The sequence below is a fragment of the Agrobacterium sp. O3.4 genome, assembly GCF_041414895.1.
Lineage (GTDB): Bacteria > Pseudomonadota > Alphaproteobacteria > Rhizobiales > Rhizobiaceae > Agrobacterium > Agrobacterium cucumeris.
Genome location: NZ_JALPZP010000001.1, coordinates 1,684,606 through 1,710,332, shown reverse-complemented (window position 1 = coordinate 1,710,332; position 25,727 = coordinate 1,684,606). Strand labels below are relative to the sequence as shown.

The window sequence follows — 25,727 nt, the reverse complement described above, 5'->3', positions numbered from 1 at the left end:
TAGCGACATGACGACGACATCCGAATTCCCCGCCGCGACCGGCCACGACCATGTTTTTCTCGGCCAGAACCATGAGCGCAATGAAAAGCGCGTGTGGATGGTCATCGCGCTGACCACCGTGATGATGGTGGCAGAGATTGTCGCCGGCCACTGGTTCGGCTCCATGGCGCTGACAGCGGACGGATGGCACATGTCCACCCATGCGGGCGCCATGCTGATTTCGGCGCTCGCCTATCTTTATGCCCGGCGCGAGGCGCGCAACCCGCGCTTCACTTTCGGCACCGGCAAGTTCGGTGATCTCGCAGGTTTTGCCAGCGCCATCGTGCTGGCGGTGGTGGCACTGCTGATTGCCGTCGAAAGTGCCATGCGCCTCGTCAATCCGGTTGAAATCGACTTCAACCAGGCGATCCTCGTCGCCGTCATCGGGCTTGCCGTCAATCTCGTCAGCGCTGTGCTTTTGAAGGATGACCATCATCATGATCACGGGCATGGGCACGGCTCGCATGCCCATCACGGCCATGGCAGCCACGCGCATCATGGAGACCATGGCGCAGCAAAGGGTGGCAGGGACAATAATCTGCGCGCCGCCTATCTGCATGTGCTGGCGGATGCGTTGACCTCGGTTCTCGCCATCGTCGCGCTGCTGCTCGGCAAATGGAACGGCTGGTCCTTTCTAGACCCGCTGATGGGCATTGTCGGCGGTCTGGTCATCGCCCGCTGGTCATGGGGTCTGGTTCGCTCGACGGCGACAACCCTGCTCGATGCCGTGCCGCAGACGGAAGACCTGCCGCAGGAAATTCGTGAAAGCGTCGAGACGGAAGAGGATCGCATCACCGACCTGCATGTCTGGCAGGTGGGGCCGGGGCATCACGCCGCTATTGTGGCGATCCAGTCGCAGGCACCGAAGGCGCCCGATTTCTACAAGCGGAAACTTGCGGCCATACAAGAACTGTCGCATGTGACGGTGGAGGTCAGCCCGGCAAGGGCCTGAGAAGAATCGCCTATTCGTATTCGGAATAGGCGCTGCGCACCCACTCGGCCTGTGCTTCCGCCTTGTCCTCGGCGGAAGCCAATGCGGGCGTATCCTGATAGGCCGGCGCGCTGCCATTGCCCACGGCCCACAACACGTTGGCCAGCGAATGTGAAAGAATGGTGCTGGAAACGGTCGGGTTGCCGGGGCCGCGTTTGACGGCCTGCTCCTCCGGCGTGCTCTGCGCGCTGCCGGTTTTTTCGATCTCGCGGATACGTCCCTGATAATTGTATCCGCCGATATTGCTTTCGATCTGCATGTCGGTGATTCCGCGTTCAAAAGTTAACGAAGGGTTAACGGCGGCGACTTGTCTGAAACTTGCGCTTGTTGCGTTGCAACGACTGTCCCGGCTTGACAGGCGGTGAAGTGGTGCTTCGTTTTTGCGGGAAGAGGCGAATAAGGGGAGGCGATCCTCCGTGATCGCGCAACGAAGACGAATAAGGTCACATCATGCCGACACTGTTACAGGCCTCGCCCCACCCTCCGCGTCATCCTCGCCCTTGAGGCGAGGATGACGCGGAGGGTGGGGGTAAGGGATGGCGGATGACCAGTGCGAGATAAGGGGTGAACCCCGGAACTTATCAGACTATGCCGTTTCCTTCTCCACCGGCAAAACCGCTTCCCGCACCTTCGCAGGCTCCTCCACCATCTCGGTCTTCTGCAGCGCAGGCGTCATCACCTCAACCGTTGCCTCCGCCTCCTGCGGGGCGGGCGTCACCATGGCCGCCACCAGCGTATCGAGGCCGATCGAGCCGACAGCTTTGCCGTCCTCATCCACCACATGCGCCTGTGTCTCGTTGGCTTCCGACATATCGCGGGCAATGGTCTCCAGCGTCGCGCTTTCCGGCACGGACATGCCCTGCGGCTTGCTGTCCAGCGGCTCCATGACCGTGGTGGCCTGAAGCACGCGGCCGCGATTGACGTCGCGCACGAAGTCGGTGACGTAGCCATCGGCGGGAGACAGGATGATGCTCTGGCCGTCGCCCTGCTGCACCACTTCGCCGTCCTTCAGAATGGCGATGTGGTCGCCGAGCCGCAAAGCCTCGTCCAGATCGTGGGTGATGAACACCACGGTCTTCTTCAGCTCCTGCTGCAGATCGAGCAGCATGGTCTGCATATCGACGCGGATCAGTGGATCAAGCGCCGAATAGGCTTCATCCATCAGGAGGATATCGGCGTCATTGGCAAGCGCCCGGGCAAGGCCCACACGCTGCTGCATGCCGCCTGAGAGCTGGTTCGGATAATAATCCTCGTAACCGGCGAGGCCGACACGCTCCAGCCAGTAGCGGCCCTTTTCTTCGCTTTCCTTGCGCGGTACGCCCTGGATGTCGAGACCGTAGACGCTGTTTTCCAGAACGGTGCGATGCGGCAGCAGCCCGAATTTCTGGAACACCATTGCCGTCTTGTGACGGCGGAATTTCCTGAGCGCCGAGGTGCTCATGCCGCAGATATCCTCGCCGTCATAAAGAACCTCGCCGGCTGTCGGGTCGATCAGCCGGTTGATGTGGCGGATGAGCGTCGACTTGCCGGAGCCGGAAAGCCCCATGACGACGGTGATCTTGCCGCCCGGCATGGTGATATTGATGTTGTTGAGGCCAAGCACGTGGTTGTGTTTGTCGTTCAGCTCCACCTTGCCCATGCCCGACCGCACCGCTTCGAGATATTTCTCGGGATGCTTGCCGAAGATCTTGTAGAGGTTGCGGATTTCGATGCTTTTAGCCATGGGAGACCTCGCGGTATTTCTGCAGGCGCTTGCCAAAAGCCTGGCTCGCCCGGTCGAACATGATGGCGATGGCGACCAGAGCGAAACCGTTCAGGAAGCCCACCGTGAAGAACTGGTTGTTGATGGCCTGCAGCACGTTCTTGCCGAGCCCGCCGACACCGACCATGGAGGCGACAACGACCATGGCGAGCGCCATCATGATGGTCTGGTTGATGCCGGTCATGATGGTGGGCAGCGCCAGCGGCAGCTGCACGTTGAACAGCTTCTGGCCATTGGAGGAGCCGAAGGCATCGGCCGCCTCAAGCACTTCGCGGTCCACCAGGCGAATGCCGAGGCTGGTCAGGCGGATGACGGGCGGAATGGCATAGATCACCACTGCGATCAGGCCCGGAACCTTGCCGATGCCGAAAATCACCACCACGGGGATGAGATAAACGAAGCTGGGCAGGGTCTGCATCACGTCGAGCACGGGATTGATGAGGCGTTGCAGGCGTTCGGAACGGCCCATCAGGATGCCGAGCGGCAGGCCGATGACGATGGCGATCAGGGTGGCGATGGCGACGATGGACAGTGTCGTCATGGCGTCTCGCCAGAGGCCGACCGCGCCGATCATCAGCAGGGAAATGGCGGTGCCGCCGGTGATCTTGAAGCTGCGCCCGGCCAGATGCACGATGGCGAGAATGACCAGCATCGTGATGATCCACGGCGTCTGGATGAACAGCCGCTCCGAGGAATTGAGGAAGAGCTGCAGCGGATGCACGACGACATCGATCGCATCGCCGTAATTGCGCACGATGTCGCGAAAACCATCGTCGATGGTCTTGCGTGCCACACGCATCGTGGAGTTGTCGATTGCCGGGAACTTGCAGAGCAGGTCCGGCAGGTAATTGCAGAGGGCCATTATTGTTGTTTTCCCTTTGGTTTATTGAGGGATGGGTGGTTGGAGGTTGGAGTGCGCGGGCACCCCCCTCTGTCCTGCCGGACATCTCCCCCACAAGGGGGGAGATCGACCTGCGGAAAGGTCTCGCCCATCAAACACGTTGCGGATTTGTGAGAAGGGTGCGCCCAGCCGATCTCCCTCCTTGTGGGGGAGATGCCCGGCAGGGCAGAGGGGGGTAAGCGGCTTGCGCCGACTCCCCATCAACCAATCACATCGAAGCCTTGATCTTCTCCGCCACCTCGGCCGGAACCCACTTCGTCCAGATTTCCTCATGGTTCTCGAGGAAATATTCCGCGCCATCCTCGTTGGTGCCCTGGTTCTCATCCATCCAGGCAAGGATTTCGGCGACCATCTTGTTGTCCCAGTTGCGGGCCTTGATGTAGTCCAGCGTCACGCCGGCCTTGCCTTCGAAGTCCTTGGTGATGACGGTAAAGACATCGGCCACCGGATAGGCGTTGACCTTGGGATCGGCGCAATCGACCTTGGCGGTGCACTCGTCGAAATGGGCGCGGTCGAGTTCGACGCCGTCATCCAGCTTCACCATCTCGTATTTGCCGAGAATGGCGGTGGGCGACCAGTAATAGCCGAGCCAGCCCTGCTTCTTTTCGAATGCATTGGCGATCGAACCGTCGAGGCCGGCGGCGGAGCCGGTGTCGACCAGCGTGAAGCCCTTTTTGTCGCCTTCGCGTGCCTTGTAGAGATTGGTGGTGGTCACCTGGCAGTTCCAGCCGGAGGGGCAATTGTGCACGGCGCCCTTGCTGGCGTCCTCCGGGGCGGGGAAGAGCTCGGGATGTTTCAGCGCATCCTCGACGGTCTTGATGTCGGGATGTTCATCGGCGATGAATTTCGGGATCCACCAGCCTTCGATACCGCCTTCGGAAAGAATTTTCGATGCTTCGATCATGCGACCGTCCTTGACGGCGGCGTCGAGCGGCTCGCGCACGGCATTCACCCACAATTCGGGCGCCATGTCCGGCTGGCCCTTTTCGTTCATGGAGGCGAAGGTCGGCATGGTATCGCCGCTGACGACATTGACCGTGCAGTCATAGCCGTTTTCCATGATGAACTTGTCGACGTAAGCCGCGACACCGGCGGATGCCCAGTTCATTTCGGCGATGGAGATGCTGCCGCATTCTTCGGCGGCATTGGCGGAATTTGCTGCACCGGCAGCGATGATAAAGCCCGTTACGAGAATGGTCGAGGCGAGGAGTTTCTTCATGTGTAAGACCCCCAAGTCTGATGCAGTGTTTTCAATTGGCAAAGCGGGAGCACTGCAAAGCCCGGATTGCCAAGGGCGAACTGACATGGCGCATGGAAAAGCCGAAAAAACCGGCGTCAAGAATATCCGCAAGACGTGCTGCAGGATTGCCGCGAAAAACGCGGCGGAAAGGCGCATGAATATGTCAACGACCGGCATAATACGGCCAAAAAGTGATATTGCAACGCAAAATGGCGCATCGCAGCCATGCGTTCGATTTTCGGAACATTTTTTCAGGTGGTGTAATACATGAAATATATTTGAGATTTACTCAAGTCTATTATGATTTTCAGTAATTCGAAATAAAAATCCACGAAGCTGCAAAGTGAAGTTAAAGGAAAAGAAAACGGTGCATTTTTGTGGAAAAAATATTCAGAAAGAGGTTTTTTGAAGGTATTTTCGTACTGTTTTGGATCGGGCGGCGGCTCCGTCGCCGCCCGTTTCGCAATCAAGGTCTCACACGGCGTCCTTGCCGGCCACCTTCAGCGCGAAGGCATATTCGAAGGCGATTTCTTCCAGCCGCTGGAAACGGCCGGACTTGCCGCCATGGCCGGCGGCCATGTTGGTCTTGAGCAGGATCGGCGCTTCCCCCGTCGTCTTTTCGCGCAACTTCGCCACCCATTTGGTCGGCTCCCAATAGGTCACACGCGGGTCAGTGAGGCCGGAAAGCGCCAGCAGCGGCGGATAGGGTTTTTCGCTGACATTGTCATAGGGACTATAGGCGGCGATCCAGCCATATTCCTCTGCCGATTCCAGCGGATTGCCCCATTCCGGCCATTCCGGCGGGGTCAGCGGCAGCGTGTCGTCAAGCATGGTGGTCAGCACGTCCACGAAGGGAACAGCGGCGATGATGCCGGCGAATTTTTCCGGCGCCATGTTGGCGACAGCCCCCATCAGCATGCCGCCGGCCGAGCCGCCTTCGGCGATGATGCCCTCATACGAGGTGAAACTCTCCTGAACCAGATGATCGGCAGCGGCGATGAAGTCCTTGAAGGTGTTCTGCTTGTCTTCCATCTTGCCGGTTTCGTACCATTCGAAACCCTTGTCCTTGCCGCCGCGAATATGGGCGATGGCATAGATGAAACCACGGTCGGCGAGCGACAGTGTGGTGGTGGAGAAGGAGGCGGGAATGGTGATGCCGTAAGCGCCGTATCCATAGAGCAGGCAGGGGGCGGAACCGTTAAGCGCCACATCCTTGCGGTAAAGCAGCGAGACCGGCACCAGTTCGCCATCATGGGCGGGCGCCATGATGCGGCGCGTGATGTAATCATCAGGATTGTGGCCCGAGGGTACTTCCTGCGTCTTCAGAAGCGTACGCTCGCGCGTCACCATGTCGTAATCGAACAGCTGGCTCGGCGTCGTCATCGAGGAATAGGAAAAGCGGATGACGTCGGTGTCATATTCCGCCGCGCCATGCAGGCCGAGCGAATAGGCCTCTTCGGCAAAGGCGATGGAATGTTCCTCGCCCGTGCGACGATCGCGGATGACGATGCGCGGCAGGCCGTCGCGGCGCTCAAGCCAGATCAGGTGGCGGGCATAAGCATCGACGGAAAGAATGAGACGGCCCGGCTCATGCGGGACGATCTCTTTCCAGTTCTCTTTGCCCGGTGCCGTGACCGGCGCTTCCACAATGCGGAAATCCTTGGCATCGCCGTCATTGGTGAGGATGAAGAAGACATCGCCGCCTTCGCACATCGAATATTCGATGCCTTCCTCGCGCTCCGCCACCACGGCAGGTTCGGCGGTCAGGTCGCTGGTGGAGAGAAGGCGATATTCGCTGGTTTCATGGTCGTGAATGTCGATGAAGATGAAATCGTCGAGAACCGACGCGCCGACGCCCATGAAGAAACCGGGATCCTTTTCCTCATAGACCAGACGGTCCGCCGATTGCGGCTGGCCGATAATATGGTGGAAAACCTTCGAGGGGCGGTGGTTCTCGTCCTGCAGCGTATAAAAGAAGCTCTTGCCATCAGGCGCCCAGGCCCCGCCGCCGCCGGTGTTTTCCACGACATCGGCAAGATCTTCGCCGGTTTCGAGGTTGCGGATGCGCAGCGTGAAATATTCCGAGCCCTTGTCGTCGTAACCCCAGATGCCGTGGCTGTGATCGGAGGACTGGTCGAGGCCGGCAAGCCGGAAATAATCCTTGCCCTCGGCTTCCTTGTCACCATCAAGCAGCACATGTTTTTCGCCGCCGCCGCGCGGGGTGCGGAAATAATGCGGCTGCTCGCCGCCGGTCACGAACAATGTCCCGTAAGCATAAGGCCCGTCATTAACAGGCACGGACGAATCGTCCTGCTTGATGCGGCCCTTCATTTCCGTAAACAGCTTTTCCTGAAGCGCCTTGGTGTCACCCATCGCGGCTTCCATATAGGCGTTTTCCGCCTCCAGATGGGCGCGGATGGCCGGGTCGAGCAGGGTAGGGTCCTTGAACATGGCCTGCCAGTTATCGGCCCGGAACCATGCATAATCGTCGGTGCGGGTAATGCCGTGATGTGTATCCTGAACGGGCCGTTTTTCGGCGGTCGGGGCGGCGGGCAGGTTCTTGAAAATCGGCAAGGGAAACTCGCTTTCCTGTAAAAATCCATGGGCAATACCAGGGTGTGGCACCAAGATGTAGAGTGACCCTACCGGCCGATCAAGTTTCAAATCTCCACAGGCGTAATGCGGCTTGGGCACAATTTGGTCAGCTTTCGATCACATTTTGGCAATATCCGGCAAATCAGCGATGATGGATGCAGGCCACCCGGCCTGCCGCCCACCACAAGAACAAACGAAAAAACTGACAGGATCCCATGCGAAAGCTTCTTCCCGCTGCCCTTTCTGCCTTTTTCCTTGGCTTGCAGGCCTTTACTCCCGCTTTCGCGATCGACGCCAGCGTCATGCGGCAGCTGAATGCGCTTGCCCCGGAAGAGCGCTTGGAACAGCGTTGCGATATCGAGGCGATGGAGAGGATAGCGACGGAGCAGAAGGGCATGCGGCCGGACAAGGTCATCGCTTATACCTTCGGTGATCCGGAAGTTGGCAAGAACTCCATCAAGGCGCCGGGCGCGGTCTTTAGAAGTTCCGGCGAATGGTACAAGCTCAAATACAAGTGCCAGCTGAAGAGCGACAGCCTCAGCATCCAGTCCTTCGATTACCGCGTTGGCGACCGGATTCCCGAGGAGCAGTGGAAGAAGTTGTATCTTTATGACTAAGCAAGGATTTTTTCGGTTGCGGGCGGGGGTTTAGCCGCCGCTTTTCTTGCCGCTCCGCCACCGGCTCTGTAACCCTGCTTGCCGATCAAAGCGAGGGAGACGGGCATGGCGACACGATTCAAGGGACTTTCGGCTTTTCCGATCACGCCGGCCGATGAGGCCGGGCGGGTGGACACGCAGGCGTTCTCCGCGCTGATCGAGCGGCTGGATGTGGCGGAGGTCGATTCCGTCGGCGTTCTCGGCAGCACCGGCATCTATATGTATCTCACACGGGAAGAGAGACGCCGCGCCATCGAGGCGGCAGCCGCCATCCTCAAGGGCAGGCGCATCTTGATGGCTGGCGTCGGCGCATTGCGCACCGATGAGGCCGTGGCGCTGGCCAGGGATGCGGAAGCCGCCGGCGCGGATGCCCTGTTGCTGGCACCCGTCTCCTACACGCCGCTGACGCAGGAAGAGGCCTATCACCATTTCGCCGCGGTGGCCGGCGCGACGGCCCTGCCGCTTGCCATCTACAACAACCCGACGACGACGCGCTTTACCTTCAGCGACGAGCTTCTGGTGCGGCTTGCCTATATCCCCAATATCCGCGCCATCAAGATGCCGCTGTCGGCCGATTCCGATTATGCCGGTGAGCTTGCGCGGCTGAGACCGAAGCTGACAGATGATTTCGCCATTGGTTACAGTGGTGACTGGGGCTGCGCAGAGGCGACACTGGCCGGCGGCGACACCTGGTACAGCGTGGTTGCCGGCCTGCTGCCGGTTCCAGCCCTGCAATTGATGCGGGCGGCTCAGGCCAAGAATGCGGAAGAGGCAAAGAGGATCGATGCGGCCTTCCAGCCGCTCTGGGCGCTGTTCAAGGAATTCGGCAGCATCCGCGTGGTTTACGCCGCCGCCAACATCCTGCAACTGACGGCGTGCGAGCCGCCCCGGCCGATCCTGCCGCTCACCAGCGCGGAACGCCAGCGGGTGGAAGAGGCGTTGAACGCCCTGTCCGCGCTGGAAACCGCGCCATAATTCGGGCGCTTTGCGGGCGGATTGCCACGTCCTTACACTTCGGAAAACCAAAAATGCTGCGTCGCCTCTTCATTGCCGCCCTGTTAGTCTCTGCTTCATCCGCCGCATTCGCGGGCACCGGCCTTGTCGAGCCGACGATGAAGATGACGCCGCAGCATGACGGCAAGGTGCGGGTGGCGATGACGCTGGATGCCTGCATGGGTAAGACCGATCACCGCATTCTCGATACGCTGGTGAAGGAGCGCATTCCGGCAACGATCTTCGTTACTGCCCGCTGGCTGAAACATAATGGCGAAGCGCTCGCCGTGCTCATGGCGCATCCGGATCTGTTCGAAATCGAAAACCACGGCGAAAACCATGTGCCGGCAGTGGACAAGCCGGTTTCCATCTACGGCATCGCCGCCGCCGGTTCGGAAGCGGCGGTCGAGCAGGAAGTGGAGGGCGGTCGCCAGGCCATCGTCGCCGCCACCGGCCTGCAACCGCAATGGTTCCGTGGTGCGACGGCCAAATATACCAATTCGTCGATGTCCACCATCAACCGACTTGGCATGCGGGTGGCCGGTTATTCCGTCAATGGCGATGGCGGCTCGCTGCTGGGTGCGGCGATGACGGCAAAACACATCGCCTCGGCAAAAGATGGCGACGTCATCATCTCCCACATCAACCAGCCCACCCATGAGGCGGGCGAGGGCGTGGTGAAAGGCCTTCTGGCACTGAAAGCCCGCGGCGTCATCTTCGCCCGGCTGGACGACCCATCCTTTGCCCCGCCGGGTAACTGACCTAAAAACGTCGCCGCGCGTTTCTTCTCCCCGCCGGGGAGAAGATGCCCGAAGGGCAGATGAGGGGGCCAGCTCTCCGCATATCTCTATCGTAGCCCCCTCATCCGGCGCTGCGCGCCACCTTCTCCCCGGCGGGGAGAAGAAATATGCCGCGCGCTTGCTCCATCGGAAGCAGCCTCGTCAAGGCTGGAGGGCGAAGATACATCCCCACATCCACGCCCGTTTTTCGGCGGCGCAGACCGGAAAATTGCGCTAGCATCCTCCCATGATGCTGTTCAAACGCCCCGACACCGAAACCCTGTATTCCGCCCTTGTGAACAAGGACCCCGCCTATGAAGGCGTGGCCTATGTCTGCGTGACCTCGACCAAGATCTTCTGTCGCTTCACCTGCACGGCGCGAAAGCCGAAGATCGAAAACTGCCGGTTTCGTGAGACCATCGCCGAATGCCTGGAGGCGGGTTTCCGCCCCTGCAAGCGCTGCAAGCCGATGTTGTCCTATGGTACTGCCGATGAGACCGTCACTGCGCTTCTGACGGCGCTGGAAAGCGAACCGGCGCGGCGCTGGTGCGAGGAGGATGTGGTGGCGCTGGGACACGATCCTTCCACCGTGCGCCGCACCTTCAAGCGTCGTTTCGGCATGAGTTTTCTGGAAATCGCCCGGCTGCGCCGGCTGGGAGACGCGGCGACGAGCCTTGCCTCCGGCGAGGCGGTGATCGGCGCTCAGATCGATGCGGGTTACGAATCCGGCAGTGGCTTTCGCTCGGCGATCAACCAGTTCTTCGGCACCTCGCCCGTCGCCATGAAGGGCAAGGGGTTTTTGAAGGGTGACTGGATCGATACGCCGATCGGCCCGATGTTGGTCGTTGCCGACGATCATGCCCTGCATCTGCTCGAATTCGCCGACCGGCCGGCGCTTGCCGCCGAGCTGAAGCGGCTTAAGACCCGCACCGGCGCGGATATGGTGCTGGGCCGCACCGGGGTGACCGGCCAGATCGAAGCGGAGCTCAAGGCCTATTTCGCCGGCAGTTCGGCTGCCTTCGAAACCCGCCTTGCCGGCCACGGCACGCCCTTCGAGCGCGATGTCTGGCGCAACCTGCGGGAAATCCCGGTGGGGGAGATCGTCAGCTATTCCTCGCTCGCAACCAGCATGGACAGGTCATCCGCCGTGCGTGCGGTGGCCCGCGCCAATGGCGCCAACCAGATCGCCATCGTCGTTCCCTGCCACCGGGTGCTGGGGGCGGATGGCAGTCTGACCGGTTATGGCGGAGGCCTGTGGCGGAAGAAATGGCTGATCGAGCACGAGCGTCGCATGGCGGGCGTGCTGGCGGAGGGGCAGGCGCAGGGAATGCCGCTCGCTTCCTGAGCGGTGTGGCTTTGTTGGGTTTTGTCAGATTGTTCATTTAGTTGAGCGGGGCGCGTGTGGTTCACCCCCCTCTGCCCTGCCGGGCATCTCCCCCTCAAGGGGGGAGATCGACTCGTGGTTAGGTCTCGCCCATCTCAATGTTTGCGAATGAAGCGATGATCGCGCCTCTTGCCGATCTCCCCCCTTGAGGGGGAGATGCCCGGCAGGGCAGAGGGGGGTAAAGCCCGACACGCCCCCGTCAAAGGACAATCTCCTGACAGCTCAAACCCGGGGGCGCTTCGCACTTCCGCCAGCAAACCGCCGGTCAATCCGGCAGTTTCGGCACAACCCGGCGCGAGGGAAACAGCTCGCGCGTCACCGTCATGGCAATCAGCGACAGCGGCAGGGCCAGCATGGCGCCGGCCGCGCCCCACATCCATGTCCAGAAGATGATCATCACGAAGACGAGGAACGGGTTGATTTCCATGTTGCGGCCCACGACAGCCGGAAAGGCGAGGTTTTCCATCAACAGGTGAATGGTGAAGAAGATCGCCGCCGGCATGAGTGCGAAAATCATGTTGTCATGGGTGATGATGCCGGCCACCGTCAGCGATATCGTCATGGCGGTGATGCCGAGAAACGGCACGAAGCTGGAGAGGAAGGCGAACAGTCCCCACAGGAGCGGCATGGCGAGCCCGCCGAAATAGGCGATGATCACCATCGTCACGCCAAGCCCGGCATAGATCAGCGCTGCCGTGGCGAAATAGGTGCCGAGCACTTCTTCCACCGAGCCGATGATGCGGATCGTCCTGAGGCGCTGGTGGCGGGCGGGAAAGGCCATGATGATCGCCTTGCGCAGCCGCAGCCGGCTATAGAGAAACATCAGCAGTGCGGCGAGGAAGATCAGACCCTGAATGACGGCGGGGGTGATGTTGGCGCCGAGCACGGAAATGATCTCGCCGCTGCGCGAAATCAGCGACTCCATCGACATGGATCCCATACTGAAACTAGCTGCCGAGATATTCAGCCATCTGAGACTTTGCAGATAGGGCAGGAAACGGTCGATGCTGCGCTCCACCAGCGCCGGCCCTTCCGAAGCGAGCAGGGAAAGCGGCTCGCTTAGTGAATTGACCACGAAAAACATCACCGCCGCCACCAGCGTGGAGAGGATGAGTGCGACGCCGAAGCCGGGAATGCCGTAAGAGCCAAGTTTTTCGGCGGCGATGCCGAGGATCATGCCGACCACGATGGCCATCACCACCGGGATGAGGATGAGCGACAATTCGTGAATGACCGCCATCAGCATGATGAGGAAAATGCCGATCACCGACCAGGCGACAACGACATCAAGCGCTTCGCGGCCAAGCGGCTGCTGGCTGCGCGCATCGTCGCGACGTGAAGCGAAGGCAGGGGTTTCCAGCGGATCCGCCCTTGTCACCGGCGCGGCGCCGCCGCCGGCCACGTGATGGCCCAAAGTGCCGGTCTTGTCCGGTCTGGCATTTTCATTCATCGAACTGTCCCCCAATAAGGGCACAAACGTTCGAAAAATATGGCGGTTCCGGGGCGGCGCAAATTTTTGACCGCCCCTTTTTACGTTTATGCGGAAAGCTTTAGTCCGATGCCCCATGGGTCTTTCACAACGATGCCATCACTTTGCCGCTCGGTCGCGATTTCCAGCCGGTCGAGCGCGGCGACAGCCCTGTCGAGTGCTTCAGGCTCGTTGAATTTCAGCGAGTAACCGGCAAGCCCCGTCATATTGTCCTTGCGCGCCGCAGCACCCCGGCTGTTCCAGATATTGGCGGCCAAATGGTGATGATAGGCCCCGGAGCCGAAGAAGCTCGCGCCCGGATACCGCGCCATGATGTTCAGCCCCAGCACATCACGATAAAATTCATCCGCCTGCGGAATATTGCCGACCTGCAGATGAATATGGCCGATGGCCGTTCCCTCCGCAGCACCTGCGAAAGCGGTTTTCGGCGCGCTGTCGTAAAGCGCCTGAAGATTGAGGGCGAGGGTGGCCATCTCCACCGTGCCATCAGGCTGGTAGGTCCATTCCGATGGCTGCCGGTCGCGATAGACCTCGATGCCGTTGCCTTCCGGGTCGGCAAGGTAGATCGCCTCGCTGACCAGATGGTCGGACGCGCCCTGAAGCTGCACGTTGTTATGGGCGGCATGCGCCAGCCATTGCGCCAGATCATCGCGGCTCGGCATCAGGAAGGCGGTGTGGAACAGGCCGGCGGCATTGCGCGGCGCGCGTTCCGCCATATTGGAGGTGGAAAGCGTCAAGAGCGGCTGGCCATTCACGCCCAGAACCTCGCCGCTCTCTTTCTTTTCAAGGACCGAAAGGCCGATGATCTTCTGGTAGAAATCCGAAACCCGCGGCAGATCGTGGACGACGAGATGAGCCTGACCGACATAGGCCGGTCGCGTCAGGGCGAATTGTTTGATTTCACTCATCATAATCTCCATATTGAATATGACGCGCCGGAAAGCGGATCGGCGGTCACCGGCATTGGCCGACGCCGCTTTGCGGCGTTTGTCTATGGTGAATATGGGCGGATTTCGTCGTTCAGCAAAGATCGCCGTCTGGCGATTGACCGTCCACTATTCGTTGACAATGCCCTGTCGCGAGACCGGCACAGCCTTGACTTCGATCAAGGCGGATCAAGCGATAGCAGGCAAATATGAGCTTGAGCACGACACGCGAAACGGCGGAAAAAGCCAAAGGAGACAGCCATGTACAAGAAGATCATCGTACCGGTAGACCTCAGCGCCACCGACAAGGGGGAAAAGATCCTCGCAAAAGCCAAGGCGCTGCTGGACCCCGATGGCGAGATCGTCCTCATCAACGTGGTTGAGGAACTGCCCGGTTACATGGCGATCGACCTGCCGGTCGACCTTATTGAAAACGCCATCAAGGACGCCAAGGCGAAACTTGCGGAGCTGAAGGCAAAGAGCGGATTTAACGGCAGCCAGGAAATCAGAAGTGGCGCACCGGCGCGTGAGATCATCGCCGCCGCGGAGGACCACAAGGCCGACCTCATCATCATCGCGTCGCACACGCCGGATTTCAGCAATTACTTCATCGGCGCCACCGCCGACCGCGTGGTGCGCCACGCCAAATGCTCGGTGCTGATCGACCGGTAAAAAGCGGCCATCAAAAGGGTTGCGGGCGAATGGCCGCCCGCGCCGGCTGGAGGAAAACACCATGAATGTCGAGAGTTACGAGAAAATCCTGCGCGACCGCCAGCGTGAGCTTTACCGCCGCCTGCACCGGATCGAGGCCGATTTCGAACAGCCGCGCAATCCCGATGACGAGGAACGCGCCACGGAGCGCAACAATGACGAAGTGCTGGACGAGATGGGGCAGGTGGGGCAGGACGAGCTGCGCGCCATCGACGCAACCCTCGACCGCATCACCAAGGGCACCTTCGGCACCTGCGTGAAATGCGGCAAGACGATCTCGGAGGAGCGGCTGAAGGCGGTACCCTACACGCCGTTCTGTCAGGAATGTGCTGCGGCTTTGTGATACACGACTGAAAAAGGGCTGCGAGGTCGACGCGAGTTTCTTCTCCCCGAGGGGGAGAAGGTGGCCCGAAGGGTCGGATGAGGGGGCAACGCCAGCGATGGACCGCACCCTTTCCCCCTCATCCCGCTGCCGCGGACTTCTCCCCGGCGGGGAGAAGAAGCAGGCGGCAACCGCTCGCTCCAAAGGCGTTCGTTGACTAAAACAGAACGCCACCTCTCCTTTCGCAACAGCCTCGAACGCAATTTGATCGACGTTAACCGGCTGCTGTCTTGTTCCTGTCTAATATTGTCTCCATGCTTTGGTGGAAGCACGCAGACGGGAATGAACTATGAGTGATTTGTGGCGGTTCGGGCGCAAATATGATTTTCACGAGATTGTCGCCGATGGCATCGTCCATGGCGTCGGCATTGTTTTTGCGCTGGTCGGCGCCACGGCGCTGATTTTTTACGCCACCGTCTGGGGTACGCTGAGCGCGATTGCGGCCGCGTGGATTTATGGTCTCGGTCTGGTCGCCTGTCTCTCCGTGTCCTTCACCTACAATATCTGGCCGCATTCCCGGGTAAAATGGTTCCTGCGCCGGCTGGATCATTCGGCGATCTTCATCCTGATCGCGGCCACCTACACGCCCTTCCTGATGCGCGGCATCAACGATCCGCTGATCGCCACAATGCTGGGGCTGATCTGGCTCACCGCGCTCTGTGGCATCTTCCTCAAATGTGTGTTTCCCGGCCGATACGACCGGGTGGCCATCGGTCTTTATCTCGCCATGGGCTGGAGCGGCATCATGGTGGTCGAGCCCCTGTCGTCGCATCTCGCTCCCGTCACACTCTGGCTGATCGTCGCCGGCGGCGTCATCTATTCGCTTGGCGTGATCTTCCATGTCTGGGAAAAACTGCGCTTCCAGAATGCCATCTGGCACGGTTTTGTCGTCACCGCCGCCGCCATTCATTATTTCGCCGTGGTCACCGCTTTCAGCCTTGTTCCGATGGCGTCCTGAATAGCCTCCCCATATCACGCCGCAGACACTGGAGCAGACACTGGACAGGCCGCCGCGTCATCGCTTAAGGCTCGTGAAGATCGCGACCGCAACAGGGCCGGCGCGTATTCCGCAATGAGCGAGGGCGAAGCATAATGACCGTGGAACTGCGTGACGCGACCGTGGATGATCTCTCCGGCATCATGGAGATTTACAATGATGCGGTCGTCAATACGACGGCGATCTGGAACGACGTGCTGGTCGATCTGGAAAACCGCAGGGAGTGGTTCACTGCGCGCAAGGCGCGGGGCTTTCCGGTCATCGTCGCCATCCTTGACGGCAAGGTTGCCGGCTACGCCTCCTATGGTGACTGGCGCGCTTTCGACGGTTACCGCCACACGCGCGAACATTCGGTCTATGTGCACAAGGACGCGCGCGGCCACGGCATCGGCAAGCGGCTGATGCAGGCGTTGATCGACCACGCCTCCGGCAATGACGTGCATGTGCTGATCGCCGCCATCGAAGCGGAAAACACCGCCTCCATCCGCCTGCATGAAAGCCTCGGTTTCAGGGTCGTCGGACGATTTTCGGAAGTCGGCACCAAGTTCGGCCGCTGGCTGGATTTGACGTGTATGGAGCTGAAGCTCTGAGCTGAAAGCCACCTGTAGATCGGGCGAGTGCCACATTGTTCTTCTCCCCGGCGGGGAGAAGTCCGCGGCAGCGGGATGAGGGGGCAAGCTCTCCGAAATCCGGCAACGTTGCCCCCTCATCCGACCCTTCGGGCCACCTTCTCCCCGCCGGGGAGAAGAAACTCGCGGCACCGTTTGCGACGGTTCTAAACGCCCTCAAACCGGCTCGAACACCATCGAGTGGCCGTTGATACAGTAACGCAGTCCGGTCGGTTTCGGGCCGTCGGGGAAGACGTGGCCGAGGTGACCGCCGCAATTGGCGCAGCGGATTTCGGTGCGCACCATGCCGTGGCTGACGTCGCGGAGTTCCGTCACCGCATCCGGTTTGATCGGCTCGAAATAGCTCGGCCAGCCACAGCCGGCATCGAACTTGGTGTCGGAGAGAAACAGCGGCTCGTCACAGGCGGCGCAGCGATAGAGGCCTTTTTCGGTCGAGTTCCAGTAGGGACCGGTGAAAGGGCGCTCCGTGCCGTGCTCGCGCAGAATGTAATATTGCTCCGGCGTCAGCTGTTCACGCCAGTCGGCATCGCTCTTGTTGACTTTGGGGGGTGTCAGATCGCTCATGGAATGATCCTTTCTGTTCCTGCCAGAAATAGTCATCGTCGTCACGGATTGAAAGAGGACACATCTCAATAACGAGTCCGTTATGCTGCGGACAGGGTGCCGATTTGGGTTGAGATGGCGTTGCCTATGCCTTAACTGAAAATTCGATTTGAAAAAGAGAACGCCAGTCATTGGCGCGCGGGGTTGGGGACACCCCAGGCAGATGTGTGGGGGACACCCCGGGAGATGTGAATGACACCAGATGTCACGCCGCTGACATTCCTGTCGCTGTTTCTGCCGTTTCTGGCAGCGCTTGCCGCACCGGTGCTGGTGAAAAGGTTCGGGCACAATGCCGCCTGGCTGCTTGCGCTTGCGCCGGGGCTGGCCTTTGTCCATTTCGCGCTGATGCTGCCCGACATTGCGGCGGGCGGTGTGGTGACGGGCGGTTACGCCTGGGTGCCAAGCTTCAATCTCAGCTTTTCCTGGTTCATCGACGGCCTGTCGCTCACCTTCGCGCTGCTAATCACCGGCATCGGCCTGCTGATCGTGCTTTATGCCGGCGGTTACATGAAGGGACATCCGCAGCAGGGCCGCTTCCTGTCCTTCCTGCTTCTGTTCATGGGAGCGATGCTGGGCGTCGTGGTCTCCGACAGCCTTCTGATGCTGTTCGTTTTCTGGGAATTGACCTCCATCACCTCCTTCCTGCTGATCGGCTTCGATCACCAGCGTGCCGCCTCGCGCCGCGCTGCGCTGCAGGCGCTGGTGGTGACGGGTGGTGGTGGTTTGCTGCTGCTTGCCGGGCTGATCTTCATCTGGGACATGAGCGGCATGACGCAACTATCGATGTTGGTGCGCGGCGGTGACATATTGCGCGACAGCCCGTTTTATCTGGCGGCACTGCTTCTGGTCCTCGGTGGTGCCTTTACCAAATCGGCGCAGTTTCCCTTCCATTTCTGGCTGCCAAACGCCATGGAAGCACCAACGCCGGTTTCGGCCTATCTGCATTCGGCAACCATGGTGAAGGCCGGCGTCTATCTTTTGATGCGCCTCAACCCGGTGCTTGGCGATACCGCCGCATGGCAGATCCTGCTGCCTTTCTTCGGCGGCCTGACCATGCTCACCGGCGCGCTGCTGGCCGTGCGCCAGACCGACCTGAAGCTGATGCTCGCTTATACGACCGTATCGTCGCTCGGCCTTCTGGTGATGCTCACCGGCTTCGGTTCGGACCACGCTATTGAAGCCGCGGTGCTTTATCTGGTGGCGCATTCGCTGTTCAAGGGCGCGCTGTTTATGGTCGCCGGCATCATCGACCACGAGACCGGCACGCGCGATATCACGAAGCTTGCCGGATTGCGCAAGGCCATGCCCATCACCTTTGCAGCGGCGCTGGCCGCCGCGATTTCCATGGCCGGCCTGCCGCCGTTTTTCGGTTTTCTCGCCAAGGAAGAGATTTATTACGCGCTGGCGCATGGCAATCCGCGCGCCGTGCTGTTTACCGGCATCGCCATTCTCGGCAATGCGCTGATGTTCGCCGTCGCCTTCGCGGTGGGGCTGAAACCCTTTCTCGGCAAACCGGTGAAAACCCCGAAACATGCGCATGAAGGCCCGCTGCTGCTCTGGCTCGGCCCGGCGCTGCTGGCGCTGAAGGGCCTCACCATCGCTCTCTTTTCCGGCATCGCGCATTTCTACATCTCCACCCCCATGGCGCGCGCCATTGCCGGTGAACCGCGTCCGGTGGAAATCTCGCTCATTCCTCATATTGGCGTGCCGCTTGGCCTGTCGCTGCTCACGGTCGCGATCGGCATCGTCCTTTATATGCAGCTTGTCCCGCTCCGCGGCCTGATGGACCGCACGTTCAAGGCACTGGGCGCCGGTCCGGACAGGGGTTTCGACGTCTTCATCGACGCGCTGGTGAAAATCTCCTTCCACGTCACACGGCTCATTCAGCCCGGTCGGCTGGAATTTTATGTCACCGCCACCTTCGCCGTCATCGCCGCCGTGCTGCTTGCGCCGTTGTTTCTTTATGGTGAACTTCCGGCGATGCCCGCTTGGCCGCACGATATTCAGATCCATGAACTGACCTTCATTGCCATTGCGGTGGTGGGGCTGCTTGCGGTGCTGACGGCATCGAGCCGGCTCACCGCCATCATCGCGCTTGGCATTCAGGGCTTTGCGGTGGCGGTCATTTTCCTGCTGTTCGGCGCGCCCGACCTGTCGTTTACGCAATTCATGGTCGAGACCCTGTCGGTGGTCATTCTGACGCTGGTCATGACGCGGCTTCGCCTGTCGCCCTCGGACCATCGCGGGCTTGGCCAGAAGTTGCTGGACGGCACCATCGCCATTGCCTGCGGCACCGGCTTTGCCCTGTTCCTGATGCGGGCGACGCAAGCGAGCTTCGATAACCGCCTGACGGACTTCTACAACACCTATTCCAAGGTCGTCGCCCATGGCGCCAATGTGGTCAACGTCATCATCGTCGATTTCCGCGGTACGGATACGCTGGGCGAAATCGCCGTGGTGATGATAACAGGCCTCGCCATCCTCGCGCTCATCCGCATCCGCCCGGCCGCCGCCGTCAAGGGTCCGGCAAAGACGCCGAAGAATAAGGGAGTGCGGGCATGAATACGCTCATTCTGCGCACCGTCGCCCCCGTCATCACCAGCCTCATGGTGCTCTTCTCGATCTTCGTTTTGCTACGCGGCCATAATGAGCCGGGTGGCGGTTTCATCGGCGGGCTGATCGCGGTTTCGGCGCTGGCGATCTATGGCATTGCTTATGGCGTGGCGGCGGTGAGGCGCGCCATCGTGTTTCATCCGCTGTCGATCGCAGGCGCGGGGCTGCTGATGGCGATGCTCTCCGGCCTCGTTTCGATTGCCGCCGGCGTGCCATTCATGACCGGGCTCTGGGTCTATCCAAGCCTGTTCGGCATCGAGGTGCCGCTCTCCACCGTCATGTCCTTTGATATCGGGGTTTACCTCGTCGTGGTCGGCGCCATCACCTCCATTGCGTTGGCACTGGAAGAAAGGGAAAGCGACTGATGGAAGCGGTTTTCTCCATTCTCGTCGGCATCTTCTTTTCGGTGGCGATCTATCTCATGCTGTCGCGCCACAGCATCCGCATGCTGCTCGGCATCGCCATTCTCGGCAATGCGGTCAATCTCCTGCTGTTCACGGCGGGCAGGCTGACGCGCGAAGTGCCGCCGATCATTCCCGCGGGTATAGATACGTTGCCGGCGGGTGCTGCCAATCCGCTGCCGCAGGCGCTGATCCTGACGGCAATCGTCATTTCCTTTTCCTTCTTCTGTTTCCTTCTGGTGCTGACCTGGCGTGCCTTCCAGGAGTTGCAGACCGACGACACGGACGAAATGCGCACCGCAGAACCAGCCGGCGAGCCAATGCCGCCGCTCGGTTATTGAGCGGGCGGAGCATAGACAGACATGGCCTCATCCACCCCTTCCGCAGTTACCGATCTTTCCGCAGCGCTCGTCATGGCGCCCGTGGCGCTGTCCGACTGGCTGATCATCCTGCCGGTCGCGCTCTGCATTGGTGCCGGCGCCGTGCTGATGATGATGCGTCACGCCATCCGCCACCATGCGGCCGTTGCCATTACGGCGCTTTTCCTGCTGGTGCTGCTTGATGCAGCGCTTTTGTGGAAGGTCGCGACGCAGGGCCCGTTCACCATGGTGATGGGCCGCTGGCTGCCGCCTTTCGGTATTGCCTTTACCGCCGATCTGACCGGCGCGCTGCTGTCGCTCGCCGCTGCCATCGTTGCGCTTGCCGGCGCCATCCATGCCGCCGGCGATATCGACGCCAGCGCCAGGCGTTACGGCTTTTATCCGTTCCTGATGCTCTTGATGGCGGGTGTTAGCGGCGCCTTCCTGACGGGTGATCTGTTCAACCTCTATGTCTGGTTCGAGGTGCTGCTGATCTCGTCCTTTGGCCTCATCGTGCTCGGCTCGACGCGCCAACAGATCGACGGGGCGCTGAAATACGCCATATTGAACCTCATCGGCACAACGCTGTTCCTGATCACGGTCGGTTATCTCTATGCCATTTTTGGCACGCTCAACATGGCCGATATCGCCCTGAAGGCGAACGGGCTGCGCGGAACCGCGCCGCTAATGACGCTTGCCAGCCTGTTTGCACTGGCTTTCGCCATGAAGGCCGCCGCCTTTCCGGTGAATTTCTGGCTGCCCGCTTCCTATCACACGCCGCGCATCGTCGTATCCGCCCTGTTCGGCGGGTTGCTCACCAAGGTCGGCATCTATTCGCTGCTGCGCGTCATGGTCATGCTGTTTCCTGTCGAGCGCGAGGAGCTCAGCATCGTCATCGCCATCTCGGCGGCACTGACCATGGTGCTGGGCGCGATGGGCGCACTCGCCCAAAACGACATCCGCCGCATGCTGGGTTATATCGTCATATCGGGCATCGGTTACATGATGGCGGGCATCGCCATCGGTACACCGTCGGGCGTGTCAGGCGCGATCTTTTACGCGCTGCATTCCATGGTGCTGATGACGGCGCTTTATCTTGCCGCCGGCCACGCCGCCCGCCTCGGCGGCGGCTTCAGCCTGACGGCGCTTGGTGGCCTTTACGGGCAGGCCCCATGGTTTTCGGCGCTGGCGCTGGCGCTGTTTTTTGCCGGCTCCGGCCTGCCGCCGTTTTCCGGCTTCTGGCCGAAGGCGGTGCTGGTCAAATCGGCGATCGATATCGGGGCGTGGTGGCTCGCCGCCGCCATTCTCGTCTCCGGCTTCATCGCCACCATCGCTTTCGGGCGGATATTCCTTCTGTGTTTCTGGCGCCCGGCGGCGTCGGCAGGCCAGCCGTCATCACCGGCACCGTCCTCTCCGGCGCTGCCCTCCGTCGTGCCGCTGGTCGGGCTGACCTTGCTTGTGGTGTTTTTCGGCCTGTTCCCGGAAAGCCTGCTCAGTCTCAGCCAGCAGGCAGCCGTGGGGCTCGGTGATCCCCAGGCCTATATCCAGTCGGTCTTTTCGCAGGGAGGCAAACCATGAGCCTCTATATCGTTCTGTCGATGTTCCTTGCCATCTGGCTTGCCATAACCGGCAGCGTCACGCCGGCGAACATTGTCTTCGGCGTCATCGTCTCGGCACTGGCGCTCGGGCTTATCCGTCATCAGATACCCAGGGGCAATAATCACTGGCTGCGGCTGACGCGGATACTGTCGCTCGTGCTGCTGTTCTTCAAGGAACTGGCGCTGTCTGCCTGGAAGGTGGCGGTACTGGTGACGCGGCCGAAGCTCGACGTGCAGCCCGGCATCTTCGCCTATCCGCTGACGGTGACGACGGACTTCCAGATCACGCTGCTCGCCAATCTCATCACACTCACACCCGGCACGCTGTCGGTCGATGTATCCGGGGACAGGAAAACGCTCTACGTCCACGCAATCGATTGCAGCAATATCGAAGCCGCAAGGAACGACATCCGCAACGGCTTTGAAAAAAAGATCATGGAGGCGTTTCAGCAATGACGCCGGAACAAATAGTTTCATTTGCAACTATACTTGCCTCGGTTGTACTCTCGGCAGCCTTTTTGCTGACAGTATATCGTGTCGTCATCGGGCCGACCCTGCCGGACCGGATCGTCGCGCTCGACATGCTGGTCGGCATCGCCATTGGTTTCATCGCGGTCATCGCCATCCGCACCGGCTTCACCCTTTATGTCGATATCGCGATTGCGCTGGGGCTCGTCGGTTTTCTGGCAACGGTGGCCTTTGCCCGTTTCGTTCTGGCGCGCGGCGCAGATGGCGGGCGAAATTCGAAAGCGGTGCTGGATGGCGAAAGAGCGCGAGAATCTGAAAAAAAATCGCATAATCAAATGGTTGGCGGAAAAAGAAAGGGCGGAAAATGACCGGCTGGCTGGTGGCTATCCTCGTTGCGGCGCTGACGGTCTCGGGAGCCGCCTTTTCACTGATCGCCGCAATCGGACTCAATCGCCTGCCTGACGTCTATACCCGCATGCATGCGGCCTCCAAGGCGGGAACAGTGGGGTCCGGGCTGTTGCTTCTGGCGGTCGGCATTCATTCCATGGATATGTCGACGCTGGCACGGGCACTTGCCGGTTTCTTCTTCTTCATTCTGACAGCACCTGTCTCCGCGCATCTTCTGGCTATGGCCGCGCATAAGGCAGGTTATCCGCTTCACGACAAATCGGTAGTTGATGACCTCAAGAAAATTTGAAGTTGAAATTACCCCCAATAATAGGGGGTATTCATTTTCAATTACCACTTGGCATAGTATTTTATTACCCGTAATTTTTTGTATTGCGATTAGACTGTTTTGAACTGAAAAATTCACAATAGGAATTTGACTTTTGCTGTTTTGCTGTTATCCAAATTAAGTGTAAAGTTGCTAATCGCGATTTGCATCTAGCCTCTTCATAGTCGGCATAGGCATTTTATTAATGTCTAATCTATGACCTCTCGGGTCATTGCTGCCCATGTCGCGGGCCATAAGTTGAATCTCGGATCAATACGTTTCCGGTTTTCGCTTGAAATCTAGGGGTAGATTTCATGTTGGTTTCAACAAAGCGAAGGTGGGGCACCGGGTAACTTCACATCGCTCGAAGCGGCGTTCGCTCGCTTCCGGAGATAAATAAACAGGAGATACTTAAATGACGGAAACTGCATACGGTAACGCCCAGGATCTGCTGGTCGAACTGACGGCGGATATTGTGGCTGCCTATGTTAGCAACCACGTCGTTCCGGTAACAGACCTTCCCGGCCTTATTTCGGATGTTCACACGGCACTCAGCGGCACCTCGGCACCGGCATCGGTGGCGGTCAATGTTGAAAAGCAGAAGCCTGCCGTCTCGGTGCGCAAGTCGGTTCAGGACGATCATATCGTCTGTTTGGAATGCGGCGGCTCGTTCAAGTCGCTGAAGCGCCATCTCACGACACATCACAGCATGACGCCGGAAGAATATCGCGAAAAATGGGACCTGCCGGTCGACTATCCGATGGTTGCGCCCGCTTATGCCGAAGCCCGCTCGCGGCTCGCCAAGGAAATGGGTCTCGGCCAGCGCCGCAAGGCCAGCCGCTAATCGGATCTGCCTGTTCTTCTCCCCGCCGGGGAGAAGATGGCAGGAAGGGTCAGATGAGGGGGCAAACTCTCCGCATGTCGCCGACTAAGCCCCCTCAATCCGCTGCCGCGACCTTCTCCCCGGCGGGGAGAAGGCGGCAAGCGGAGCCCGCCCGCCTCACATGTTTCCTTTGAAGCTGTCTTTACCATCACATGAATGTCCAGCCGGTCCGTCGACCGGCTTTTTTATTGTCGCGTCGAATCTCGTGTGAGGAAAAAAATCCTTTATCGCGCACGGCATTTCTGCAAAAATAAAATTATATCAAGCGCATATTCTTCGCGGCCAAATTCACGCTTCCCCAGGTCAGTTCTCAGGTGTATGAATTAATTCCTATTCGTAGAGGAGTTGCATATGCCGTCGGATATATTGCCCCTGTCTGTTGCCGCGCGGCCATGTGTGCCGGTCGCCGATCGTCATTTTCGTCGTTTTCCGCCTGCCGCCGGGCGGGATGAGATTGCCCGCATCTGCCGGCTGATCCGGCAGCTGACCACTGAAATGGTGCAGTTGACCGGTGAGCGGCTGGGCGCACGCCGTGACAGGCGGCGTAGCGAATGCCATGTGCGCCAGATCGCCATGTATGTGTGCCATGTGCAGCTTGGCATTCCCATGTCGGATATCGGCCCCTGTTTCGGCAGGGACAGAACGACGGTCGGCCATGCCTGCCAGGTTGTCGAGGACCGCCGTGACGAGCCTGCCTTTGATGAATTCATCGCTGCACTGGAACGATTGGCCGGCAGCATTTTTAACCTGATGAAAGGGGTGCGGGATGAGTGAGGCAAAAGCCACTCCGGTCGATCCGGTCCTGCTGCGGCTTCTGCGTTGCATCGCAGCCGGCCCGGCTGAAATCCGCGAAGAAGGCGGCGATATCCTCCTGCACCGAATGCGGCAGGGGCGTTCGGCACTGCGGTTGCCGGCGGCCTTGATGCAGCTTGCGCTCTCTTCCGGGCTGGTCGAGAGGCGGGAAGACACGCTGTCTGCCGCACCGCCACTCGCCTCTTATCTCAAGCGCGCGATGGCGAAGGATCGGGACGAGGTTTTTCAGGCGCAGCATCGGGATTTGCAGAACATTGTCGTTGATGTCGATGGCGATAAACAACCGGCCCGGCAAAACCTCAACACATCACCACTCATGGCCTTTTCCCGTCTGAAGGAACGGGATGGCACGGCTTTTTTCCCGGCGGAAGCCTTGCAGGCGGGTGAACGACTCTCGGCTGATTTCCATCGCGGCCATCTCAGCCCAAAGGTGACGGCAACATGGGAGCCGCGAATAGCGAACCGAACCAAAGGGGAAGCGGGCGGCGCGCTTGATCTCACCGAGGCAGCGATGGCTGCACGGGTCCGGTTTGCCCGCGCAGCCGATGCCATGGGGCCGGAGCTTTGCGGCGTCGCCATCGATGTCTGCTGTTTTGAAAAGGGGCTGGAGGCGGTGGAGCGGGAGCGGCAATGGCCGGCGCGCTCCGCAAAACTCCTGCTGAGGGCCGCACTTCTGTCACTTGCGAGACACTACGCACCGCCGCCCGGCCGCGCCAGACGCACAAGCCACCATTGGGGCGAGGCGGATTATCGCCCGCCGATGGCGGCAATGACGGTGACACGGTAATGGGTCAGGCGGG

28 protein-coding genes are annotated in these 25,727 nt (G+C 60.1%); 20 read left to right on the top strand and 8 right to left on the bottom strand.

All coding sequences use genetic code 11. The features are described from left to right. Nucleotides 1-7 precede the first annotated feature (7 nt). Nucleotides 8-991 carry a CDF family Co(II)/Ni(II) efflux transporter DmeF gene (gene dmeF / locus M0412_RS08300; protein WP_269698483.1) on the top strand — a complete coding sequence of 328 codons (984 nt, stop codon included), beginning with the start codon at nucleotides 8-10 and terminating at the stop codon, nucleotides 989-991. A gap of 10 nt (nucleotides 992-1,001) precedes the next feature. Here the strand turns inward: dmeF and M0412_RS08295 are convergent, their stop codons facing one another. The 5 genes from M0412_RS08295 to M0412_RS08275 form a co-directional block, all read right to left on the bottom strand. Further along, a complete protein-coding gene (locus M0412_RS08295; RefSeq protein ID WP_269698482.1) occupies nucleotides 1,002-1,289 on the bottom strand; it encodes a hypothetical protein in 288 nt (95 codons plus the stop codon). 327 nt (nucleotides 1,290-1,616) lie between these two features. Then, complete coding sequence (locus tag M0412_RS08290; RefSeq protein ID WP_269698481.1) at nucleotides 1,617-2,753, bottom strand: glycine betaine/L-proline ABC transporter ATP-binding protein; 1,137 nt, start codon at nucleotides 2,751-2,753, stop codon at nucleotides 1,617-1,619. Then, the gene (locus M0412_RS08285) at nucleotides 2,746-3,654 is read right to left on the bottom strand and encodes a proline/glycine betaine ABC transporter permease (RefSeq protein WP_065115145.1); all 909 of its coding nucleotides are present in this window, start codon (nucleotides 3,652-3,654) and stop codon (nucleotides 2,746-2,748) included. The genes M0412_RS08290 and M0412_RS08285 overlap by 8 nt, the downstream gene beginning before the upstream one ends. Nucleotides 3,655-3,901: 247 nt before the next feature. Further along, entirely contained in the window at nucleotides 3,902-4,912 is a 1,011-nt protein-coding gene (locus M0412_RS08280; protein ID WP_080817415.1) for an ABC transporter substrate-binding protein, read from the bottom strand. Nucleotides 4,913-5,407: 495 nt separating this feature from the next. Then, nucleotides 5,408-7,507, bottom strand: coding sequence for a S9 family peptidase (locus tag M0412_RS08275; RefSeq protein ID WP_269698480.1), 2,100 nt, complete (start codon nucleotides 7,505-7,507; stop codon nucleotides 5,408-5,410). A gap of 236 nt (nucleotides 7,508-7,743) precedes the next feature. Here M0412_RS08275 and M0412_RS08270 point away from each other — a divergent pair, with 236 nt between their 5' ends. From M0412_RS08270 to M0412_RS08255, 4 genes are all read left to right on the top strand, one after another. Continuing rightward, complete coding sequence (locus M0412_RS08270; RefSeq protein ID WP_003494410.1) at nucleotides 7,744-8,145, top strand: DUF930 domain-containing protein; 402 nt, start codon at nucleotides 7,744-7,746, stop codon at nucleotides 8,143-8,145. Between the two features lie 105 nt (nucleotides 8,146-8,250). Further along, nucleotides 8,251-9,159, top strand: coding sequence for a dihydrodipicolinate synthase family protein (locus M0412_RS08265; protein WP_269698479.1), 909 nt, complete (start codon nucleotides 8,251-8,253; stop codon nucleotides 9,157-9,159). Nucleotides 9,160-9,212: 53 nt separating this feature from the next. After that, nucleotides 9,213-9,938, top strand: coding sequence for a polysaccharide deacetylase family protein (locus M0412_RS08260; protein ID WP_269698478.1), 726 nt, complete (start codon nucleotides 9,213-9,215; stop codon nucleotides 9,936-9,938). 265 nt (nucleotides 9,939-10,203) lie between these two features. Continuing rightward, nucleotides 10,204-11,301, top strand: a complete 1,098-nt coding sequence (locus M0412_RS08255; protein WP_269698477.1) for a bifunctional transcriptional activator/DNA repair enzyme AdaA — start codon at nucleotides 10,204-10,206, stop codon at nucleotides 11,299-11,301. Between the two features lie 304 nt (nucleotides 11,302-11,605). Here M0412_RS08255 and M0412_RS08250 read toward each other — a convergent pair whose 3' ends face one another. Then, nucleotides 11,606-12,790 (bottom strand): AI-2E family transporter, encoded by a 1,185-nt coding sequence (locus M0412_RS08250; RefSeq protein WP_269698476.1) that lies wholly within the window; start codon nucleotides 12,788-12,790, stop codon nucleotides 11,606-11,608. Between the two features lie 86 nt (nucleotides 12,791-12,876). Continuing rightward, nucleotides 12,877-13,737 carry a VOC family protein gene (locus M0412_RS08245; RefSeq protein WP_269698475.1) on the bottom strand — a complete coding sequence of 287 codons (861 nt, stop codon included), beginning with the start codon at nucleotides 13,735-13,737 and terminating at the stop codon, nucleotides 12,877-12,879. Between M0412_RS08245 and M0412_RS08240 the strand changes: the two genes are divergently transcribed. From M0412_RS08240 to M0412_RS08220, 5 genes are all read left to right on the top strand, one after another. Continuing rightward, nucleotides 13,720-13,968 (top strand): hypothetical protein, encoded by a 249-nt coding sequence (locus tag M0412_RS08240; RefSeq protein WP_269698474.1) that lies wholly within the window; start codon nucleotides 13,720-13,722, stop codon nucleotides 13,966-13,968. The genes M0412_RS08245 and M0412_RS08240 overlap by 18 nt on opposite strands. Nucleotides 13,969-14,016: 48 nt before the next feature. Next, entirely contained in the window at nucleotides 14,017-14,427 is a 411-nt protein-coding gene (locus tag M0412_RS08235; RefSeq protein WP_142839351.1) for a universal stress protein, read from the top strand. 61 nt (nucleotides 14,428-14,488) lie between these two features. Next, entirely contained in the window at nucleotides 14,489-14,809 is a 321-nt protein-coding gene (locus tag M0412_RS08230) for a TraR/DksA C4-type zinc finger protein (RefSeq protein WP_269698473.1), read from the top strand. A 328-nt stretch (nucleotides 14,810-15,137) separates the two neighbouring features. Continuing rightward, the gene (locus M0412_RS08225) at nucleotides 15,138-15,806 is read left to right on the top strand and encodes a hemolysin III family protein (RefSeq protein WP_269698472.1); all 669 of its coding nucleotides are present in this window, start codon (nucleotides 15,138-15,140) and stop codon (nucleotides 15,804-15,806) included. A 134-nt stretch (nucleotides 15,807-15,940) separates the two neighbouring features. Then, entirely contained in the window at nucleotides 15,941-16,435 is a 495-nt protein-coding gene (locus tag M0412_RS08220) for a GNAT family N-acetyltransferase (RefSeq protein ID WP_269698471.1), read from the top strand. Between the two features lie 195 nt (nucleotides 16,436-16,630). Here the strand turns inward: M0412_RS08220 and msrB are convergent, their stop codons facing one another. Beyond that, nucleotides 16,631-17,038 (bottom strand): peptide-methionine (R)-S-oxide reductase MsrB, encoded by a 408-nt coding sequence (gene msrB, locus M0412_RS08215; protein ID WP_142839355.1) that lies wholly within the window; start codon nucleotides 17,036-17,038, stop codon nucleotides 16,631-16,633. Between the two features lie 231 nt (nucleotides 17,039-17,269). On the opposite strand from msrB, the gene M0412_RS08210 reads away from it, so the two are divergent. The 10 genes from M0412_RS08210 (at nucleotide 17,270) to M0412_RS08165 (ending at nucleotide 25,714) form a co-directional block, all read left to right on the top strand. Beyond that, nucleotides 17,270-19,639 (top strand): putative monovalent cation/H+ antiporter subunit A, encoded by a 2,370-nt coding sequence (locus M0412_RS08210; protein WP_269698470.1) that lies wholly within the window; start codon nucleotides 17,270-17,272, stop codon nucleotides 19,637-19,639. Continuing rightward, nucleotides 19,636-20,055, top strand: a complete 420-nt coding sequence (locus tag M0412_RS08205) for a Na+/H+ antiporter subunit B (protein WP_065115158.1) — start codon at nucleotides 19,636-19,638, stop codon at nucleotides 20,053-20,055. Before M0412_RS08210 ends, M0412_RS08205 begins: the two co-directional genes overlap by 4 nt. Further along, nucleotides 20,055-20,432: a Na+/H+ antiporter subunit C gene (locus tag M0412_RS08200; protein ID WP_269698469.1), complete on the top strand. Its 378-nt coding sequence runs from the start codon at nucleotides 20,055-20,057 to the stop codon at nucleotides 20,430-20,432. Before M0412_RS08205 ends, M0412_RS08200 begins: the two co-directional genes overlap by 1 nt. A gap of 21 nt (nucleotides 20,433-20,453) precedes the next feature. Beyond that, a complete protein-coding gene (locus M0412_RS08195) occupies nucleotides 20,454-22,028 on the top strand; it encodes a Na+/H+ antiporter subunit D (RefSeq protein WP_269698468.1) in 1,575 nt (524 codons plus the stop codon). Beyond that, the gene (locus M0412_RS08190) at nucleotides 22,025-22,504 is read left to right on the top strand and encodes a Na+/H+ antiporter subunit E (protein ID WP_269698467.1); all 480 of its coding nucleotides are present in this window, start codon (nucleotides 22,025-22,027) and stop codon (nucleotides 22,502-22,504) included. Before M0412_RS08195 ends, M0412_RS08190 begins: the two co-directional genes overlap by 4 nt. Beyond that, nucleotides 22,501-22,884 carry a cation:proton antiporter gene (locus tag M0412_RS08185; protein ID WP_269698466.1) on the top strand — a complete coding sequence of 128 codons (384 nt, stop codon included), beginning with the start codon at nucleotides 22,501-22,503 and terminating at the stop codon, nucleotides 22,882-22,884. Before M0412_RS08190 ends, M0412_RS08185 begins: the two co-directional genes overlap by 4 nt. Further along, entirely contained in the window at nucleotides 22,881-23,213 is a 333-nt protein-coding gene (gene mnhG / locus M0412_RS08180) for a monovalent cation/H(+) antiporter subunit G (RefSeq protein ID WP_269698465.1), read from the top strand. The genes M0412_RS08185 and mnhG overlap by 4 nt, the downstream gene beginning before the upstream one ends. A 433-nt stretch (nucleotides 23,214-23,646) precedes the next feature. Then, on the top strand, nucleotides 23,647-24,075 hold the full coding sequence (gene ros, locus M0412_RS08175; protein ID WP_003497181.1) for a MucR family transcriptional regulator Ros: 429 nt from the start codon (nucleotides 23,647-23,649) through the stop codon (nucleotides 24,073-24,075). Between the two features lie 390 nt (nucleotides 24,076-24,465). Continuing rightward, the gene (locus M0412_RS08170) at nucleotides 24,466-24,888 is read left to right on the top strand and encodes a helix-turn-helix domain-containing protein (RefSeq protein WP_142839363.1); all 423 of its coding nucleotides are present in this window, start codon (nucleotides 24,466-24,468) and stop codon (nucleotides 24,886-24,888) included. Beyond that, the gene (locus tag M0412_RS08165) at nucleotides 24,881-25,714 is read left to right on the top strand and encodes a DUF6456 domain-containing protein (RefSeq protein WP_269698464.1); all 834 of its coding nucleotides are present in this window, start codon (nucleotides 24,881-24,883) and stop codon (nucleotides 25,712-25,714) included. Before M0412_RS08170 ends, M0412_RS08165 begins: the two co-directional genes overlap by 8 nt. Nucleotides 25,715-25,727 lie beyond the last annotated feature (13 nt).